This is a genomic window from Insulibacter thermoxylanivorax, assembly GCF_015472005.1.
Lineage (GTDB): Bacteria > Bacillota > Bacilli > Paenibacillales > DA-C8 > Insulibacter > Insulibacter thermoxylanivorax.
This window is the reverse complement of sequence record NZ_BMAQ01000011.1, coordinates 1-18,214: the sequence shown is the minus strand read 5'-3', so window position 1 is coordinate 18,214 and position 18,214 is coordinate 1. Positions and strand designations below refer to the sequence as shown.

General features: G+C 52.7%; 13 protein-coding genes and 1 pseudogene. 10 read left to right on the top strand and 4 right to left on the bottom strand.

The window, feature by feature from the left end:
* Positions 1 to 3: 3 nt before the first annotated feature.
* A complete protein-coding gene (gene thpR, locus PRECH8_RS06915; protein ID WP_200966373.1) occupies positions 4 to 570 on the top strand; it encodes an RNA 2',3'-cyclic phosphodiesterase in 567 nt (188 codons plus the stop codon).
* An 82-nt stretch (positions 571 to 652) separates the two neighbouring features.
* Positions 653 to 2,212, top strand: coding sequence for an NAD(P)H-hydrate dehydratase (locus PRECH8_RS06910; protein WP_200966372.1), 1,560 nt, complete (start codon positions 653 to 655; stop codon positions 2,210 to 2,212).
* A 408-nt stretch (positions 2,213 to 2,620) separates the two neighbouring features.
* Here the strand turns inward: PRECH8_RS06910 and PRECH8_RS06905 are convergent, their stop codons facing one another.
* Positions 2,621 to 3,520, bottom strand: coding sequence for a manganese catalase family protein (locus PRECH8_RS06905; protein ID WP_200966371.1), 900 nt, complete (start codon positions 3,518 to 3,520; stop codon positions 2,621 to 2,623).
* 237 nt (positions 3,521 to 3,757) lie between these two features.
* Entirely contained in the window at positions 3,758 to 4,219 is a 462-nt protein-coding gene (locus PRECH8_RS06900) for a GNAT family N-acetyltransferase (protein ID WP_200966398.1), read from the bottom strand.
* A 234-nt stretch (positions 4,220 to 4,453) separates the two neighbouring features.
* Here PRECH8_RS06900 and PRECH8_RS06895 point away from each other — a divergent pair, with 234 nt between their 5' ends.
* The gene (locus PRECH8_RS06895) at positions 4,454 to 5,368 is read left to right on the top strand and encodes an L-lactate dehydrogenase (protein ID WP_200966370.1); all 915 of its coding nucleotides are present in this window, start codon (positions 4,454 to 4,456) and stop codon (positions 5,366 to 5,368) included.
* Between the two features lie 48 nt (positions 5,369 to 5,416).
* On the opposite strand, the gene PRECH8_RS06890 is transcribed toward PRECH8_RS06895, so the two are convergent.
* Positions 5,417 to 6,151: a YheC/YheD family protein gene (locus PRECH8_RS06890; protein ID WP_200966369.1), complete on the bottom strand. Its 735-nt coding sequence runs from the start codon at positions 6,149 to 6,151 to the stop codon at positions 5,417 to 5,419.
* On the bottom strand, positions 6,132 to 6,545 hold the full coding sequence (panD, locus tag PRECH8_RS06885; protein WP_200966368.1) for an aspartate 1-decarboxylase: 414 nt from the start codon (positions 6,543 to 6,545) through the stop codon (positions 6,132 to 6,134). Before panD ends, PRECH8_RS06890 begins: the two co-directional genes overlap by 20 nt.
* A gap of 212 nt (positions 6,546 to 6,757) precedes the next feature.
* Between panD and PRECH8_RS06880 the strand changes: the two genes are divergently transcribed.
* The 7 genes and pseudogenes from PRECH8_RS06880 to PRECH8_RS14695 all read left to right on the top strand — a co-directional run.
* Positions 6,758 to 7,063 (top strand): hypothetical protein, encoded by a 306-nt coding sequence (locus PRECH8_RS06880; RefSeq protein ID WP_200966367.1) that lies wholly within the window; start codon positions 6,758 to 6,760, stop codon positions 7,061 to 7,063.
* 308 nt (positions 7,064 to 7,371) lie between these two features.
* Positions 7,372 to 9,750, top strand: a complete 2,379-nt coding sequence (locus PRECH8_RS06875; protein WP_242457476.1) for a glycoside hydrolase family 9 protein — start codon at positions 7,372 to 7,374, stop codon at positions 9,748 to 9,750.
* A gap of 121 nt (positions 9,751 to 9,871) precedes the next feature.
* A complete protein-coding gene (locus tag PRECH8_RS06870) occupies positions 9,872 to 12,883 on the top strand; it encodes a glycoside hydrolase family 48 protein (RefSeq protein WP_200966366.1) in 3,012 nt (1,003 codons plus the stop codon).
* A 178-nt stretch (positions 12,884 to 13,061) separates the two neighbouring features.
* Entirely contained in the window at positions 13,062 to 15,512 is a 2,451-nt protein-coding gene (locus tag PRECH8_RS06865) for a glycoside hydrolase family 44 protein (RefSeq protein WP_200966365.1), read from the top strand.
* A 183-nt stretch (positions 15,513 to 15,695) separates the two neighbouring features.
* Positions 15,696 to 16,379, top strand: coding sequence for an RNA polymerase sigma-I factor (gene sigI, locus PRECH8_RS06860; protein ID WP_242457472.1), 684 nt, complete (start codon positions 15,696 to 15,698; stop codon positions 16,377 to 16,379).
* A 2-nt stretch (positions 16,380 to 16,381) separates the two neighbouring features.
* Entirely contained in the window at positions 16,382 to 17,749 is a 1,368-nt protein-coding gene (locus PRECH8_RS06855; RefSeq protein WP_200966364.1) for an anti-sigma-I factor RsgI family protein, read from the top strand.
* A 343-nt stretch (positions 17,750 to 18,092) separates the two neighbouring features.
* Positions 18,093 to 18,176 (top strand): annotated as a pseudogene (locus tag PRECH8_RS14695) (group II intron maturase-specific domain-containing protein); the annotation flags it as partial.
* Positions 18,177 to 18,214 lie beyond the last annotated feature (38 nt).

The following is an 18,214-nucleotide window of genomic DNA, read 5'->3' as shown; positions in this document are numbered from 1 at the left end:
TGAATGAATGATGAGAAACGAGTATTTGTTGCCGTCCCGCTTCCCCCGGACATCAAGCAGATGCTCCATGCCTGGTGTGAACGGCAGAGAGGTGAATATCCTTTTCGCAAATGGGTGTATGAGGAGGATTTCCATGTTACCCTGCAGTTCCTGGGTGACTGCGGCGCGGAACGATTGCAGCGCGTCAAAGAAGAACTGACCAGGAAGATCGCCCAAGCGCCGTTTGAGCTGAGGCTGTCAGGTATCGGCACCTTCGGCCGCAGGGAGCAGCCGCGAATCTTATGGGCGGGGGTGCAAGGTGATCTAGAGGCGCTCCACAAGCTGCAAGCCGAAGTGGTTAAGGCGATGCATACGCTGGATTTTCCGGCGGAGGATCGGCCCTATCGGCCGCATGTGACCTTATCCAGGAACTATCAAGGCACGGCTTTTCCCTATGAGGAACTGGCGGCTGCGTGGCAGCAACTGCAGGTGCATTCCTGGCGTGTCGAGACGATCCATCTCTACCGCACGGATCTCGGCAATAAGCCGATGTACGCAACGGAACACGTGGTTCAGCTGTCTGCTCATTGATGGCATCTATACGCATCGATCTCGATTCAATTCCGAGCAAAGTCAGAATACGATACGGACCAAATCCGAAGGAGGCTGCAGCATGATTCTGGTTACATCAGCGGAGATGAGAGCGATTGATCGGTATGCGATCGATGAGATCGGTATTCCGGCACTCGTGTTGATGGAGAATGCAGGCAGAGCGGTAGCGGAAGAAGTGATCCGACTGGAGAGCAGACGTCAACGCGGGCGCAAGGACGAGACACGTGCGCCGCGTTGGCTGGTTCTCGTGGGTAAAGGCAACAATGGCGGCGACGGCATCGTGGCAGCGCGTCATCTGATGGAATCTGGTTATGCCGTGCATCTGTTATATGCGACACCTCCTGACGATTGGCAAGGAGAGGTTGCTGTCCAGAGAGATCTTGCTGCGCGGATCGGCATCCGCTCTTCCGTTTATGAGCCGGGCATGCGCATCCATTGGGAGGAGTGGGACGGGATCATCGATGCGCTGCTGGGGACCGGCGCATCGGGTCCGCCGCGTGAGCCCTATGCTTCCCTGATTCGCGAGGCATGTGCCAGCGGATTGCCGATCGTCGCTGTGGATCTGCCCAGCGGGCTGAACGCAGACACCGGCGAGACGGCGGATCCCTGTATACGAGCAACCGTCACAGCAGCACTCGGCCTGATGAAACGGGGACTGATCCTGTATCCGGGTGCGGAGATGGCCGGCGAGGTGGTGGTAAGGCCGATCGGCATACCGGAAGCTGCGGTCAAACAGCAGCAGGTGCGGACGTTCATTCTGAATGAAGCGCTGCTGGCCCAGCGGTTCGGCGCGGCAACCCCGCCAATCAGAGAGGCGGATACGCATAAGGGTACATACGGTCACGTATTAATCGCCGCCGGCTCCAAAACGATGAGCGGCGCAGGATGGCTCTGCTCGAAGGCAGCCTTAAGATCCGGCGCCGGGTTAGTGACCTGGGCCGTACCTGAGCTCCTCAGTCTGCCCCTTGCCGGTACGCTCCCGGAGGTGATGATCAGCGGGCTGCCGGATGGCGGAAGCGGTCAGTGGAGCAGCATCGGCCCGCAGGCATTAGTCGAGATGACTGCGCGCAAGCAGGCGATGGTGATCGGACCCGGCATGGGGCGATGGGCAGGGGATACGGCTTGGCTGAGAACTTTGTGGGAGTCCATAGAACTGCCGCTCGTGCTGGATGCGGATGCGCTCAACATGATGGCTGATTCCGATGAACCGCTGGCATCTTGGCCTAAGCGCCGGCATCCGACCATTCTGACGCCTCATCCAGGCGAGATGGCAAGGCTTTGCCGCATCTCAACGGAAGAGGTGCAGCGCGGCCGCATCGAGCTCGCCCGCCGATTTGCTGAGCAGCATGAAGTGATCCTGGTACTTAAGGGCGCGCGCACGGTCGTCGCTGCACCTGACGGCAGCGTCTACGTGAATACGGCGGGCAATCCCGGCATGGCTACAGGCGGCTCAGGAGATGTGCTGGCTGGGATGATCGGCGGACTGCTGGCACAGGGATGGGATGGAACTGCCGCTGCTGCCGCCGGCGTTTATTGGCATGCTTCGGCTGGCGATCGTGCTGCAGCTATGCGTGATTCGGAAGCATCTCTTACAGCAGGGGATATTATCGAAGCCTTATAAAGGCAACCGAATAGATTGGAATCCCAGGAGGAGGCGAAGGACATGATTACATACAGAAGATGTACGGAAACGAATGAAGATGCGATCTTTGAAGCTTTTCAGACGGGCTTCTCCGATTGGTGAAGTTCGAGCTGACCAAGGACGCATTTTTTAATCACTTTTTCGGACTTGAAGGCAACAGTTTGGAATATTCCGTAATCGCTCTCGATGGGGAGACACCCGTTTTTCCGAATCATACATCGCTTATGGGATTTGTTAAGTGCCTTAACTTTACCCGAAACGAGCTTTCATAATATGAAATGTATCTGATGCTGTAACTTAATCGGGAATCAAAAAAATCAGCACCGCTGGATATATGAAATCCGCTCCCTCAAATCATCCGGGAGCGGATGTTTTTTCTTCCACACGTTATTGGATATTAGCAGCATCTTTGAGTTGCTTGTAAATCTTCGCAAAGTCTTCCGGCGAGATACCCGGGGCAAACGTTTCATCGACTGCCGGCAGATCCGGCACCGGATAGCCGACCGGTGTGCCGATGACCGCTTCCAGCTGCGAGCCGTCTTCCGGATGCGTGCCTTTCCAGATCAAGGCGATGTCCTGATAGTCGGAATCGCTGAAGGTGTACAGCCGGCGGTGCAAGCCTTGTTCTTCGTATTTGCGGGCGTAATCGAACTTGGAATTGTCCAGGTTCGGGATCGGCAGCATCCTGGGCAAGCTGATGCCGGTGATGATCTCGATGGCCTTGGCGTAAGCCAGGATATGTACGCCGCCGCGAACCAGCAAGTAGCCGATCATCTCACGGGCTGTTGGATTGTCGGTCATTTCATAGACACGCATCTTATGGGTACGAGCACCGGTTTCCAGGAAGAAATTATGCAGCAGATCGAGCAGCAGATTGCCGCTGCTGAAGACATAATCTCCCGTCCAAGCTTTGCCCATGGAATCCCAGGGTTTCGCCGTAAGGGCCGTATCAATGAAATAATAGGTGTTCCGCTTGTCGGTGCCGTTTCCCAGCGGTGTCGAATCGGGATCCCCGGGTTTGGTTGAATCGATCAGCATCAGGTTGATCGTATTGGCCACCAGCTCTACATGGCCCACTTCTTCCGCAGTGATGCTGGCAACCAGGTCGTAGAATGGCTTCAGCTTCTTCTTGTTACGAAAAGCGAAGGACTGGAACATGTAGTTGTTCAATGTGGACATCTCACCGAAGCGTCCGCCTAAGAGTTCCTGCACGGCACTGGCCGCATTGGGATCGGGATGATCCGGTTTCGGCAGTTGGATGGGCAGACGGTTGACACGTTTGAACATAGAATCTCCCCCTAGATTAAGATGATCAGAGTGATATCACATTAACATCCTATGTTCCATATGCTTGGAAATAGATCATATATACGTAAAATCTTTACGGCATTTACATTGACATCAACATCATGGTTGTCGATTCGCCCAATAAAAAAACAGCAGCTATATGAACTGCTGTTAAAGACTCATACGCTCCCTCGCGGCAGTTCGAATGGTGCGGGGAGCGGATGCTTGTTGTTTAGGTTATTCATTTAGTTCTTTGACCATCCGTACATGCAGGATTCCCGCGTCGTAGAAGGTGTCGTCGGACAGTTTTACATAGCCTTGTTTCTCATAGAACGGCACCGCATGCAGCTGGGCATCGAGGATACAACGGCGAGCACCCTGTGCTCGGGCTTGTCCCTCTAAGGCGGTTAGAAGCATCCCGCCGATGCCTTGACCGCGGTATTCCTGCAGTACGGCTACCCGCTGGATCTTCGCCGTATCCTCGTCGTATGGGATCAAGCGGGCTGTACCTGCTGGTTTGCCGTCTTGAATGACATACACATGGATGCAAGCATCCGGGGAACGATCATATTCATCGATCTCCAATTCCAGCGGCACGTTCTGTTCTTCTACGAATACCTTGGTTCTGATCGCGATACATGCGCGCAATTCTTCTTCGGTGTGTACGATCTGCGTCTGCTTCAATGATGTTCCTCCCATCAACTCAATCTCCCGTTTATTATTGATCATAGCGGCATGAAGAATCAAGCGGCTGGTCCGCATCGGATGTTGGCTGTATGTCCATCTAAGTTGATTCAGGCAGGAGCTCGCTGCAGAAGGAAGAGGTATGATTTTTTTATTGATGGGGATGAATTAAGCTAGGGAATATATTATGATGGGGATAATACTGGGTCTAATTGAGATAAAAAAGTGCAGCAAAGGGAGATGTGATTGATGAAGAAGAGGAAAATCGTCGTGATCGGCGTTGGGGCAGTAGGCTCTACAACGGCATATACGCTGCTGTTAAGGCAGCGCATGGATGAGCTCGTCCTCATCGATGTGAATCGCGATAAAGCGGAGGGCGACGCCCTGGATATGAACCATGGCATGCCCTATCTCGGCCGCGTGAAGGTCTGGGCCGGGGATTATGAAGACTGCAAAGATGCGGACATCATCATCATCACAGCGGGCGCAGCTCAGAAATCCGGAGAGACGCGGATTGATCTCTTAAAGCGCAATGTTGCGATCTTCGAGGATATTGTGGACCATGTGCTAAAGTACAATGATCACGGGATCCTGCTCATCGCTTCGAATCCCGTCGATATTATGAGCTATTTTACCTATAAGCGTTCGAAGTGGCCGGCTAACCGCGTCATCGGCTCGGGGACGCTGCTGGACAGTGCGCGTTTCCGCTATTTGATCGGCGAGCATCTGAATATCGATCCGCGCAGCGTACACGCGCATATCATCGGCGAACACGGTGATTCCGAACTGCCGGTATGGAGCTTGGCGAATATCGCTGGTTCCGAATTGATTCTGGATGAAGAGACGAAGCAGCGCATCTTTGAAAATACAAGGGATGCTGCTTATCAGATCATCGAGAAGAAGGGCGCAACTTACTATGCCATTGCACTGGCCCTAGACCGCATCTGTGCGGCAATTCTGGGGGATGAAGGAGCGGTGCTCAACGTATCGACCTTGTTGGAAGATTACTACGGCATTTCGGATGTTTACCTGGGAGTCCCATGCATCGTCGATCGGCAGGGGGTCAGGGAAGTGATGCATATTGACCTGAACGAAGAAGAACAACAACTCTTGCACCGCTCGGCGGATAAATTAAAAGAGCTTATCCAAAGTTTAAAACATTGATCCAATATGCGTGACGGAGGCCTTTGCTCGTAGACTTATTCCGTCACGTTATTTTTTCCTTCCTGACAGTGCTCGAATTCGCCTATAGATCGATTTGTCCTTGAGGCGACGAAACATGGTCAGATCCGGATGAAAGTTGGGCTCGATCAACCATACCCTTCCTTGCGTATCGACACCGATATCGAGGCCGACGTTGCGCAAGCGATAATACCGGTTCAGCTGATGGACGGAACTAAGGGAGAGGCGGTCGATGCGGTGAATCAGTTCATCTGCATCCAACCCGCTGATATTCGAACGGCGCAGGGCGGTGCGGAGGGGAAGTACGCGTCCCCGGCCAAGCCTCAAGTTGGTAATGATGTAGCCGGCTCCAGCAACTTTGGCTAGTCGGCCGGAGATGATCCATTTCCCGCGTTCCCGCTGCACCATCACGCGGATATCGAAGGGACGGCTGCCCACCTTCGCCAAGCTGAGCTTGCGCTGTATGAGATACAGCCGGCCGCGTCTTTTCTTACGAATGGCAGAGTAGAGGGAATCCATGCCGGTGCAATAGACGACGGATCTGCCGGAATGAACCCGGTAAGTATGATGTTCTTTCGTTGAAACGGCAATTACGCCTGCTCCCCCCGAACCGAAAGACGGCTTCAAGATCACGCTCTTGTATCGGCTTAAGTAAGTGCTGAGATTCTCCTTGTTCAGTGTCCGCGTTGGCGGCAAAGCGGCGGCTAGTTCGCTGGACCTGGCCAACAGTCGATACTTCGTCAATTTACCTCGCTTGTAAACCACTCCAATTCACTTCCCCTCGGTTGTTGTATAATTCGTATTCTTCTTGTATCACGATCTGATTGTGTTCATCCACGAAGATGATCCGCGGTCTCAATCGGCGTAATTCCTGCTCATCGAACAAGCCCAGGCTTAGGATGATCACCTGATCCTGCGGGTGGAACAGGTGTGCAGGCGGTCCATTAAGACAGACTGTTCCTGAGCAGGCGGGAGCTGGGATCGCATAGGTTTTCCATCTGGCAGCATTGCGCAGATTGGTGATCTGCACCATCTCATAGGGCTCGATATTCGCTTCCTTCATCAACTGCTCATCGATCGTCACGCTGCCTACATAATCCAGATTCGCCTCAGTGACCACGGCGCGGTGGATCTTGCCTTTGCACATCAGTTTAAGCATCGTTCGCTATACCTCGCATGCATGATATTTCTCCTGCTTCTTCACATTATGTTGTTCATCGGACGACTGATCTGGGCTGATGCAGGATTTGGGCATAAGATCCCCTTAGATGCTGTGACGTTCATCACGGAACATCTAAACTTGAAGCGATATCGTACATGTGATAAGTATCATGAACGTTAACATCATCTAAGAGATAGGATGTGTGGTGTATGAACAAAAAAGCAGGTTATATAGGAATAGCAGCAGTGTTGGTACTTGTTATCGTTGTCATTGGGAGCTGGTATATAGGAGCGCAGGAGGGGACGAACGCCGGAGAGGAGAGCATTGATGTGAAACAGCTTGTCCAATCTTACAGCGCAGCTAACTTGGCGAATGTATCGGCGTCGATTACTTCAGATGAACTGATCATCTTCTATAACAATGGAAGACAAGAAATACATGCCTTGCCTGACCGGAACAGAGGGAAGAATGGCCGTTCATCGATGAACTTAGATGAATATCATTTATATGATTAAGGTGCAAGATCGAGACGCTGGATTCCAGCGTCTTTTTTTTATCTAATAATCTGTTTATCGCGGGACGGGATTCGCCATGCTTCGATGGAAGTGTGGAAGGTTCTTTGTTTTTATCGCAGGACGGACAGAAAATGCAGCAAGTGATCGTAATAACAGATAAGTGGGTAAGAGACAGCTTCTCTTGCTCAATATTCAGTAAAGGAGGTTAGGAAGTGCGCAGGAATGTATGGAGCATCACCAAGGGCGTCAAGCGAACCTTAAAGGTTGCCGTGCTGTCATCGGTACTCACTGCATCCGTATCCTACGGCCTGGTCGGCCGCGTTCAGGAAGCGCAGGCAGCGGTTACGGATTATAACTATGCCGAAGCTCTTCAGAAGTCGATCCTCTTCTATGAAGCGCAGCGCTCCGGCAAATTGCCGGAGAACAATCGTCTGAACTGGCGTGGGGATTCGGGCTTGCAGGATGGGATGGATGTGGGGCACGACTTGACCGGCGGCTGGTACGATGCCGGCGATCATGTGAAGTTTGGCTTGCCGATGGCTTACAGTGCAACGATGCTGGCATGGTCCGTTTATGAGTACCGAGAAGCCTATGAGCAGACAGGGCAGCTGGAGTACATGCTGGACAATATCAAATGGGCGACGGATTATTTTATCAAGGCGCATACGGGACCCAATGAATTCTATGGCCAAGTCGGCAACGGCACTCTCGACCATAACTGGTGGGGGCCGGCGGAAGTGATGCCGATGCCGCGCCCGGCATACAAGATCGATGCGCAGCATCCAGGTTCCGACCTCGCAGCCGGAACCGCAGCGGCGCTGGCCGCAGCCTCGATCATCTTCGAGGAAACGGATGCCGCTTATTCGCAGCTGCTGCTTCAGCATGCGAAGGAACTCTACCAATTCGCCGACACCTACCGGGGCAAGTATTCCGACAGCATCACCGATGCGCGGGATTATTACAACTCCTGGAGCGGTTATGAGGATGAATTGATGTGGGGAGCGGTGTGGCTGTATCTGGCGACGGAGGATGAGAACTATCTAAACAAGGCGCGAAGCGTCGGCGAGAACATTCTCAGCTGGGGCTATGAATGGGCCCACAATTGGGACGACGTGCACAAAGGCGCTCAGCTGCTCATGGCTAGGATCACCAACGATCATCGGTATATCCAAGCCGTTGAGAATCATCTGGATTATTGGTCCGTCGGCGTGAATGGTCGGCGCATCACCTACACACCCGGCGGCTTAGCTTACTTAGATCAATGGGGAGCGCTGCGCTATGCCTCGACGACCGCCTATCTAGCCTTTGTCTATTCCGATTGGGTGCAGGATCCGGCCAAACAGCAGAGATACCGCGATTTTGCCACAAGTCAGATCCTCTACATCCTGGGGGATAATCCGCGCAACAGCAGCTATGTGGTAGGCTTCGGCAACAATCCGCCGCAAAGACCGCACCATCGGACGGCCCACGGCTCTTATGCGGATAGTCTCGATATTCCATCCTCCCATCGGCATATTCTCTACGGCGCCTTAGTCGGCGGACCTAACGCGGATGATTCATATGAAGACGATGTTCGCAATTATATCAACAACGAAGTGGCGACGGATTATAATGCCGGCTTCACCGGTGCTCTGGCTAAGATGTATCTGCTCTATGGACAAGGCCAGCAGCCGCTCAGCAATTTCCCGCAGCCTGAGCCGGTGACGGAGGATGAGATCTTCGTCGAAGCAGGGATCAATACGCAAGGCGCCAACTTCACCGAGATCAAAGCAATTCTGAACAATCGCTCAGCTTGGCCGGCGCGAATGGGCGATAAGCTTTCCTTTAAGTATTTCGTCGATCTGTCTGAGGTGTATGCCGCAGGGTACACGGCGAACGACATTCGCGTAACGACGCATCTTAACGAAGGTGCACAGGTATCGCAATTACAGGCCTGGGATGCATCGAAACATCTCTATTATGTCGATATCGATTTTACCGGTGTCGAGATCTATCCGGGCGGACAATCGGCGCATAAGAAGGAAGTGCAATTCCGCATCGCCGCACCGGCCGGAACGAACTTCTGGAATGCGGCCAATGATTACTCCTACCAAGGTTTGACGGCTCAGGTCAAGAAGACGCCTTATATCCCTGTCTATGATGGGGGAGTCTTGGAATTCGGCGAAGAGCCGGGTTCGCAGACCGAACCGCAGCCGGACCCCGATCCTGGCCCGGGACCAGGCCCTGATCCAGATCCGGACCCGCAGCCGGTACCGGAGGGAGATCTCATCGTGGAATATCTTGCAGCGGATACCAACCCTTATGACAATCAGATCAAACCGCATTTTAATATCGTGAATCGCGGCTCGACGGCTGTAAATCTCAGTGACCTCAAGCTGCGCTACTACTTCAGCAAAGACGGCGGACAAGCCATGAATGCTTGGATTGACTGGGCGCAGATCGGCAGCAGCCATATTCAATCTTCTTTCACTGACGAATACGTCGAACTGAGCTTCACAAGTCAAGCAGGCAGGATCTCCCCGAACGGCGAAAGCGGTCCCATTCAATTGCGGATGTCTAAGAATGACTGGTCCAATTTTGACGAAACGAATGATTATTCCTTTAATCCAAGCATCACCTCATTTGCTCCATGGGAACGCGTCACGCTTTATCTGAACGGACAGCTGGTATGGGGGATCGAACCTTAATCGGTGTTAAAGGACCTGTTCGTCAGACCGATGATGTTTAGGGCGTGTATCGCGCCTTAGACATAGATGGGAGCTTGCATAACTGCGGGCTCCCAACACAATCGCTCAGAGGAGGTATATTATGAAGAAATCTTTCTTCAAACGGAAGTTGGGAAGCGTGGCCTTGGCTTTGACCATGACCGCCTCTCTCTTCACAGGGATTGGAGGTGACCGCGCTGTTACAGCCCATGCGGCTCCAAGTGATCCAGCTTACAATGTCACAGCGGATTCCGTGTACAAGACGAGATTCCTGGAACTTTACAACCAGATCAAAGATCCGAATAACGGATATTTCTCGCCGGAGGGGATCCCCTACCACTCCGTGGAGACGCTGATCAGCGAGGCGCCGGATTACGGACACATGACAACTTCCGAGGCTTACAGCTATTGGCTGTGGCTGGAGACGCTGTACGGCTATTACACCGGGGATTGGAGCAAGCTGGAAGCTGCGTGGGATAATATGGAGACCTATATCATTCCTGGTGCGGCTGAGCAGCCGACGATGAGCTATTACAATCCATCGAGTCCTGCTACTTATGCTGCGGAACATCCTTATCCGGATATGTATCCAAGCGATATTTCCGGACAATATCCGACCGGCCAAGATCCGCTGGATGCTGAATTGAAACAAACTTACGGCAGCAACACCACTTATCTGATGCACTGGCTGCTCGACGTCGATAACTGGTATCAGTTCGGCAATCTCTTGTCGCCCTCGCATACGGCAACGTATGTGAATACATTCCAGCGCGGAGAGCAGGAGTCGGTATGGGAAGCGGTTCCGCACCCTTCCCAAGATGATCACAGCTTTGGCAAGCCGGGCGAAGGATTCATGACCTTGTTCACCAAGGAGAATCAGCCGCCGGCGAAACAGTGGCGTTATACGAATGCCAGCGATGCGGACGCCCGCGCCGTGCAAGTGATGTACTGGGCTAAGGAGTTAGGCTATAACAATCAAGTGTACTTGGATAAGGCCAAGAAGATGGGGGATTTCCTCCGCTATGATATGTACGACAAGTATTTCCAACAGATTGGAAGCGCTTCAGACGGTTCGCCCAATTCAGGTAACGGCAAGAATTCCGCCCATTACCTGATGGCTTGGTATACGGCCTGGGGCGGCGGGCTTGGCGATGACGGCAGCGGAAACTGGGCTTGGCGGATCGGTTCCAGCCATACGCACCAAGGCTATCAGAACCCGGTTGCTGCATACGCACTGTCGCAGCCGGATGGCGGCTTGATCCCGCGCTCTCCGACGGCACAGAGTGATTGGGAGATCTCCCTTGAGCGTCAGCTGGAGTTCTACAACTGGCTGCAGTCCACAGAAGGCGCGATTGCGGGTGGTGCGACCAACAGCTGGAACGGTAATTACAGCAGCTATCCAAGCGGTGTGAGCACCTTCTACGGCATGGCTTATGACGATCATCCGGTCTATCATGATCCGGGTTCGAACCAGTGGTTCGGCTTCCAAGCATGGTCCGTAGAGCGTGTTGCAGAGCTGTACTATATCTTAGCTTCCAAAGGTGATACGAGCTCTAAGTATTTCCGAATGGCGAAGCAAGTGATCGACAAATGGGTGGATTGGTCCATCGACTATGTCTTCGTCAATGAACGCCCGGTTACTGATAACGATGGATACTACCTTGATGCTAACGGCAATCGGGTCAGCGGCCGCGATCCGGCGATCGCAACGGTGGCTGCTCCCGGGGAATTCTCACTGCCTTCTACACTCGAGTGGTCGGGACAACCGGATCCATGGAACGGTTTCGACGCCTATGATGGGGATAATGCGAACCTCACGGTAATGGTGAAGGATCCGAGTCAGGATGTCGGTGTGCTGGGCAGCTATGCGAAGGCACTGATCTTCTATGCCGCCGGCGTCAAAGCGGAAACTGGGGACTACACAGATCTGGCCGCTTCGGCTAAGCAGAAAGTCGAAGATCTGCTCGATATCGCATGGCAATACAATGACGGAATCGGCATCGCGATACCGGAAGAACGTGCGGATTATTACCGCTATTTCACGAAGGAGATCTATATCCCGAACGATTGGACAGGCGTGATGGGTCAAGGCAATACTGTCTCCGCGAGCATGGGCGTACCGTCAGATCCTGCCAAGGGCGGCAACGGCGGTTATATCAGCTATGCTGATCTGCGGCCCAATATCGTCAACGACCCGCAGTGGAGCTATCTTGAGTCCATCTATCAATCCTCCTACAACGAATCAACCGGCGAGTGGGAGAACGGCAAGCCGACTTTCGTCTATCACCGCTTCTGGGCACAGGTCGACATGGCTACTGCCTATGCCGAGTATGAGCGCATCCTTGGTTCGGGAACAGGGGATCCGGGCGAAGAACCAGGAGAGCCGAGCGATGAGCCGCCGGCAGTTCCGCTGGGCTTAACGGCAACAGCCGGCGACAAGCGGGTGGATCTGGATTGGCAGGATGCATCCCGAGCTGACTCCTACCTGGTGAAGCGTTCGACGACCAGCGGCGGTCCGTATACCGTGATCGCACAAGTAACCTCATCCCAGTATATTGACACGAACGTCACCAATGGCACGACCTATTATTATGTGGTCAGCGCTGTGAATGATCACGGCGAAAGTGCGAACTCCATCCAAGTCAGCGCCACGCCTAAGGATGATACACCAACTCCTGCTCCTGAGGGCGATCTAGTCGTTCAATACCGCGCAGCGGATACCAATCCTTATGACAACCAGATTAAGCCGCATTTTAATATCGTGAACCGCGGTTCAACAGCGGTGAACCTCAGCGAGCTGACCTTGCGCTATTACTTCAGCAAAGACGGCAATCAGCCGATGAACGCCTGGATCGATTGGGCACAGATCGGCAGCAGTAATATTCAGACGACCTTTACAGATACGTACGTCGAGCTGTCCTTTACGAACGGTGCGGGTTCGATCTCGGCTGGCGGGCAGACAGGGGACATTCAGCTCCGCATGTCGAAGAACGACTGGTCTAACTTCGATGAGACCAACGACTACTCCTTCGATCCCACCAAGACCTCCTATGCTGATTGGGATCGAGTCACGCTGTATCTCAATGGTCAGCTGGTATGGGGAATTGAACCCTAATCTTTCATATCTCTCTGGAACAAGAGCGGCACCGCAAGGTGTCGCTCTGGGTTCCGCTTATAAAGGAGGTGATCCAGTTCGTCCATGATTCGCGCTGCGAGGCAGCATGAGGCATCGTCGTCCTGTTGATGGTCGTTCACGGATGTACGATCACTTTTTTTGGAAAAGAGGGTGAATGATGATGCAAGATAACGGCGTAAGTAAGCCACGCAGGTCCAGATTCAAATGGCTTTCCATGTTCACTGCCGGCATCATAGCGTGCAGCTCATGGCTTTCGGTCCCCTTTGCTCCCCAGGCAGCAGCTTCAACGGCGATTACGATTCAGGTCGATACGAGCCGCGATCGAGGGGAGATCAGTCCGTATATCTACGGCACGAATCAGGATTTTTCGGAACATCTTACGGTGCGGCGTTTCGGCGGCAACCGGACCACCGGTTACAACTGGGAGAACAATATGTCTAATGCCGGCAGCGATTGGTATCACTCCAGTGACAATTATGCCTGTACCTTCACTGAAACGCCTGAAGATAAGTGCAATGAGCCGGGCGGTGTGCTGTCCACCTTCCATGAACAATCTATCGCACAAGGAGCATACTCACTGATCACCTTGCCGCTTGCCGGATACGTGTCGCGGGATGGGAACGGCACCGTTCTCGAAAGCGAAACCGCTCCTTCCCATCGCTGGGATGAAGTTGTGTATCGGAAGGGGGCACCGTTCACCTTGACCCCTAATCTGAATGACGGCAAGGTCTATGTGGATGAGGAGGTGCATTTCCTCGTGCACAAATATGGCAACGCTTCGACGCCAACGGGGGTAAAGGGCTATTCTCTAGACAATGAACCGGCGTTGTGGCCGCATACCCATCCGAGGATCCATCCGAACATCACCGGGGTGCAAGAGCTTCTCGACCGTAGCATCGCGCTGGCGAATGCGGTGAAGGATGTCGATCCATATGCTGAGATCTTCGGCCCTGCGCTCTATGGTTATGCTGCTTATACCGGACTGCAGGACGCCGAGGATTGGGAAGATCTCCGCGGCGATTACGGCTGGTTCATCGATTATTACTTAGATCATATGCGCCAAGCATCGGAAGCAGAGGGCAAGCGTCTGCTGGACGTGCTGGATGTGCATTGGTACCCCGAAGCCAGAGGGGACGACATCCGCATCACCGACCAGGTGGGTACCAAAGAGACCAGGAAAGCCAGACTGCAAGCGCCTCGTACCCTCTGGGATCCCACGTATATCGAGGACAGCTGGATCGGGCAGTGGGGCAGCCACCATCTGCCGCTGCTGCCGACGCTGCAGCAATCGATCGATACGTACTATCCGGGCACGAAGCTGGCGATTACGGAATTTAACTACGGGGCACAGAATGAGATCACCGGCGGCATCGCCATGGTCGATGTGCTCGGCATCTTCGGCAAGTACGATGTCTACATGTCCAACTTCTGGCTGTTCGACGGCGGCTATGACTATGTCAAGTCAGCCTACGAACTCTATCGCAACTATGACGGCAGCCGCTCGACTTACGGTGATATTCGTGTCTATGCTGAGACCTCGGATATCGAGAATAGTTCGGCATACGCCTCTGTAACCAGTGAAACCAATGATGAGCTGCATCTGATCGTCTTGAACAAGAGTTTGGATACGCCGCTGGAAGCGACAATCCAAGTGACGAGCAATCAGCTCTACCGCTTCGGCGAGGTCTACGGCTTCGATGAAGCAAGTCCGGAGATTCGCAGGTTCACTGCGATCCCATCGATCGATAACAATCAGTTTACCTATACGATTCCGCCTCTTACGGCTTATCATATGGTACTAATAACTGAGGAGGGTGACGGAACGGATCCACCCCAGGATAAGCCTGACAGCGTCACAGGGATCTCTGCGCAAACTGTCTTGACTTGGAATGCTTCGGAAGGTGCAGATTCTTACAACATCAAGCGGGCGACGAATCCGGAAGGACCTTACCAGCTGATCGCTAATGTCAGAGGAACTTCCTATACCGACACTTCTCTGGAGGAGAATGTCACTTATTACTACATCATCACCGCGGTAAACGAAGCAGGGGAGAGCCCGGCTGCATCGCTGATCAGCATCAAGATCGGTTCCATTGAACTGCCTGATCCCGATGAGCCTGGACCCGGTGAACCCGGAGGACCTGGATCGGAAGATCCTGTCCCGCAGCCCGACGGAGACTTAGTTGTTCAATATATGGCCGCTGACACCGATCCGGTGAACAACCAGATCAAACCGCACTTCAACATCGTGAATCGCGGTGCAAGCCCGGTGAACATGAGCGATCTGAAGCTGCGGTACTACTTCACAAAGGATGGCAGCGAAGGGGTGAATGCCTGGATCGATTGGGCGGAGATCGGATCATCCAATATCCAAACCGTGTTTACCGACTCCTACGTGGAACTGCGGTTTACCAGCGGAGCAGGTTCGATCCCTGCCGGCGGTCAGAGCGGCATCATTCAACTGCGCATGGCGAAGGAAAATTGGTCGAATTTCGACGAAAGCAATGACTACTCCTTCGATCCTAGTAAGACTTTATTCGCAGATTGGGAGCGTGTGACACTCTATCAAAATGACAAATTAGTATGGGGAATAGAGCCTACTAATTAGGCTAAGACGAATCAGCCGTCAGATAATTAGTCTGGCGGCTGTCCAATAACAGGTCTTTCACCTTATAGCACAAAATATGGTTCCTTGATACAATAACAATGTAATCATCCTCATTTTGGAAGGGGATTTGTGCGCGTGGGTATCGGGGGGAGGAAAATTCAATCGATAGAAGAATATTTAGAGATGATCCATAATGGCCATTCGGATCTTCGATCGGATTTGATCTGCCGATACAAACCTTTTATATTGCGTGCCGTGAATCACATCTGCAAGCGACCGATCGGTTGGGACGATGATGAAGCGAGCATCGGGCTGATCGCCTTCAACGAAGCGATCGACCGCTATCGGCCGGATATGGGGAAATCCTTCGACAACTTTGCCTATATGGTGATTCGTACACGTTTGATCGATGAATTTCGTCGCGCAGGGAAGATCGAAAGAGCTGAGACGGAATGGCATTATGGGGATGAAAGGCTTTCGATCGCGGAGACCGCTGGTTCATTAGAAGCTTATACACAGCAGGAAGTGTCCATGACTTTGGCAGAGGAACTCCAGTGTTATGACCAACGACTCCAGCAATTTGGCATTCGCCTTGAAGAACTAGAGAAAGTCACTCCCAAGCATCGAGATACCCGCAGCACGATGGTGAAAATCGCCAGAATGTTCTGTACAAGAAGAGAATGGCTTAATATACTGTTAACCAAGAAGCAACTTCCGCTGAAGGAAATGGTTAGAGAGGTGGATGTTAGTAAAAAAACACTGGAACGCAACCGCAAATATATCATCTCGCTCATCTTGATCTTTGGTTGCGAAGAGTTTTCAAGTATCCGCCAGACCGTGTCGTTTGCTAGATTGGAGGAGGACTGACGGTGCGTGCAACCGTGATGAAAATAACCGAACATGAGATCGTCGTTCTCACAGAGGATGGAGTTTATCGGAATCTGCCGCATCCACCAGTATTGCCAGCTTTGGGGGATACGATCATCGTGCCGGAAGAAAAGCGGGAAATCTTGCCAAGTTGGTCGTGGAATATAGGAAGGGTAGTTGTCGTTACCATTGTACTCTTAGCAGCTGCAGGTTTGTTCCTTCACATGCGGACGGGATGGAATCATGATCATCCGACGATCGTGGCGATCGATATCAATCCCAGTCTGGAACTGAATATCGATGACGATGGTTTCGTTGTCTCTGTAGAGAGAATCAATGATGAAGCTCGCACATTAGTCGGTGATCATGAACTCATGGGGCAAGCGTTATCCCCGGCGCTCGAGCTGCTTGTGATGCGGGCACTTGAGCGGGGATATCTTTGGCCCCATGACCCGCATCGCAAATGGGTGTTTATCTCTGTAGCCGGTCCTGGTCATGATGTTGTTGAGATGGTTAAGGATGTATTTCCATCGGATGGATCGATTGAATTGCAGTTATTCATAGCAGAAGAGAAGCAGGTTGATCTGGCCAGGCAAAGAAAACTATCGCTAAATGCAAACATCATCTATGAAAGAGCCGTGGAGCAGGGTATTCAGATCGACGAACAGGTATTGCGGGATGCTCCGATCTCTGTCGTGTTAGAACGATCAGGTGTCGATCTGGAGCGTTTCTTCCATGGAGAGGCAACTGATCAACCACCGCCTGAGCCGACGTATAAGGAGACGGAAGCCGAACCAGCACCAGAAGACGTGAAATCAGAGCCCCATGAAGAACCGATGTCGGAACCGGAACCTGAACCGATGGTCGGACTCGTGCCTGCGCCTGCCAGAGAACCGGTGCCGTTGTCAGGGCCTGCTATGAAACCCGTATCAGAATATGAAGAAGAACCCAGCTCTGATCCTGAGCCGGCTGCAGCTCTCGAGCCCGTATATGAAGAAGAACCGTCGGATGAAGAAGATGATCTGCAGGGGATCGAATATTTCGAATTGTATGTCCGCGGCGATGATCAGCAATTGGTCAAGGTCATCTACCAGATGATCGAAGGCCAACCGGTCGTCACCTTGGCGAGATATACTGGGGAAGGCCAAGTTACACGCGGCCAGGACGCGTTAGATGAGGTAAGGCAGCTGATGAGCTATCTCGGACTTGATGCCGATGTGATCCCTTCCTTCGATCTGCCGACTGAGAAGATCTTGGATCAAGCAGGCATTCCTGTGGACAGCTGGCTGGAGCTGATCCTGCATGTGAAGTCGGAATCAGGCGACGAGATGCGAATCCGCCGTCTTCCATCCAGTGAAGAAGGAAGATAGTCTAATAGGATGGTTTTGAGGGTTAAGAGGGAATGTATATTAGAGGGAATCTATAGAGAAGGGATAAATTTTTAGAATAATACGAGGTCCAGGATCCTTCCTGGACCTCGTGTTCATCGTACGCCCAGCATGGGCGTCATCTCTAGGGTGAAAGTCCCGAACGGGGGCTGGCGAGCGCCTGCCGCAGCCAAAGGCAAGGGTGTCCGTCGTGAGGCGGAATCTGAAGGAAGCTGGAGGCAAACGCACGGGTCAAGGTACACGAACTGGATTTGAGGCAGGGTTAGCCGGATGAGTTGCCAATAGACAACGAAATCCAAAGCCGCCAAGGGCTAACGCTGTAGTATGGGAGATGTTTCGAAACACAAATAATGCCCTTCCAACCTCCTATTGGGAAGCGAAAGGGCTGAAAAGTATGCTTTCTCGTTAATTGGAACTTTGTCAACCTTTTGGAACCGCCTAGTGCGG

What these genes read in the sequence shown, in the direction of transcription:
- panD (WP_200966368.1), bottom strand. Translation starts at nt 6,545, where the DNA reads ATGCTTAAACTGATGTGCAAAGGCAAGATCCACCGCGCCGTGGTCACT.
- PRECH8_RS06910 (WP_200966372.1), top strand. Translation starts at nt 653, where the DNA reads ATGATTCTGGTTACATCAGCGGAGATGAGAGCGATTGATCGGTATGCG.
- PRECH8_RS06895 (WP_200966370.1), top strand. Translation starts at nt 4,454, where the DNA reads ATGAAGAAGAGGAAAATCGTCGTGATCGGCGTTGGGGCAGTAGGCTCT.
- PRECH8_RS06870 (WP_200966366.1), top strand. Translation starts at nt 9,872, where the DNA reads ATGAAGAAATCTTTCTTCAAACGGAAGTTGGGAAGCGTGGCCTTGGCT.
- thpR (WP_200966373.1), top strand. Translation starts at nt 4, where the DNA reads ATGAATGATGAGAAACGAGTATTTGTTGCCGTCCCGCTTCCCCCGGAC.
- sigI (WP_242457472.1), top strand. Translation starts at nt 15,696, where the DNA reads ATGATCCATAATGGCCATTCGGATCTTCGATCGGATTTGATCTGCCGA.
- PRECH8_RS06865 (WP_200966365.1), top strand. Translation starts at nt 13,062, where the DNA reads ATGATGCAAGATAACGGCGTAAGTAAGCCACGCAGGTCCAGATTCAAA.
- PRECH8_RS06880 (WP_200966367.1), top strand. Translation starts at nt 6,758, where the DNA reads ATGAACAAAAAAGCAGGTTATATAGGAATAGCAGCAGTGTTGGTACTT.
- PRECH8_RS06900 (WP_200966398.1), bottom strand. Translation starts at nt 4,219, where the DNA reads ATGGGAGGAACATCATTGAAGCAGACGCAGATCGTACACACCGAAGAA.
- PRECH8_RS06905 (WP_200966371.1), bottom strand. Translation starts at nt 3,520, where the DNA reads ATGTTCAAACGTGTCAACCGTCTGCCCATCCAACTGCCGAAACCGGAT.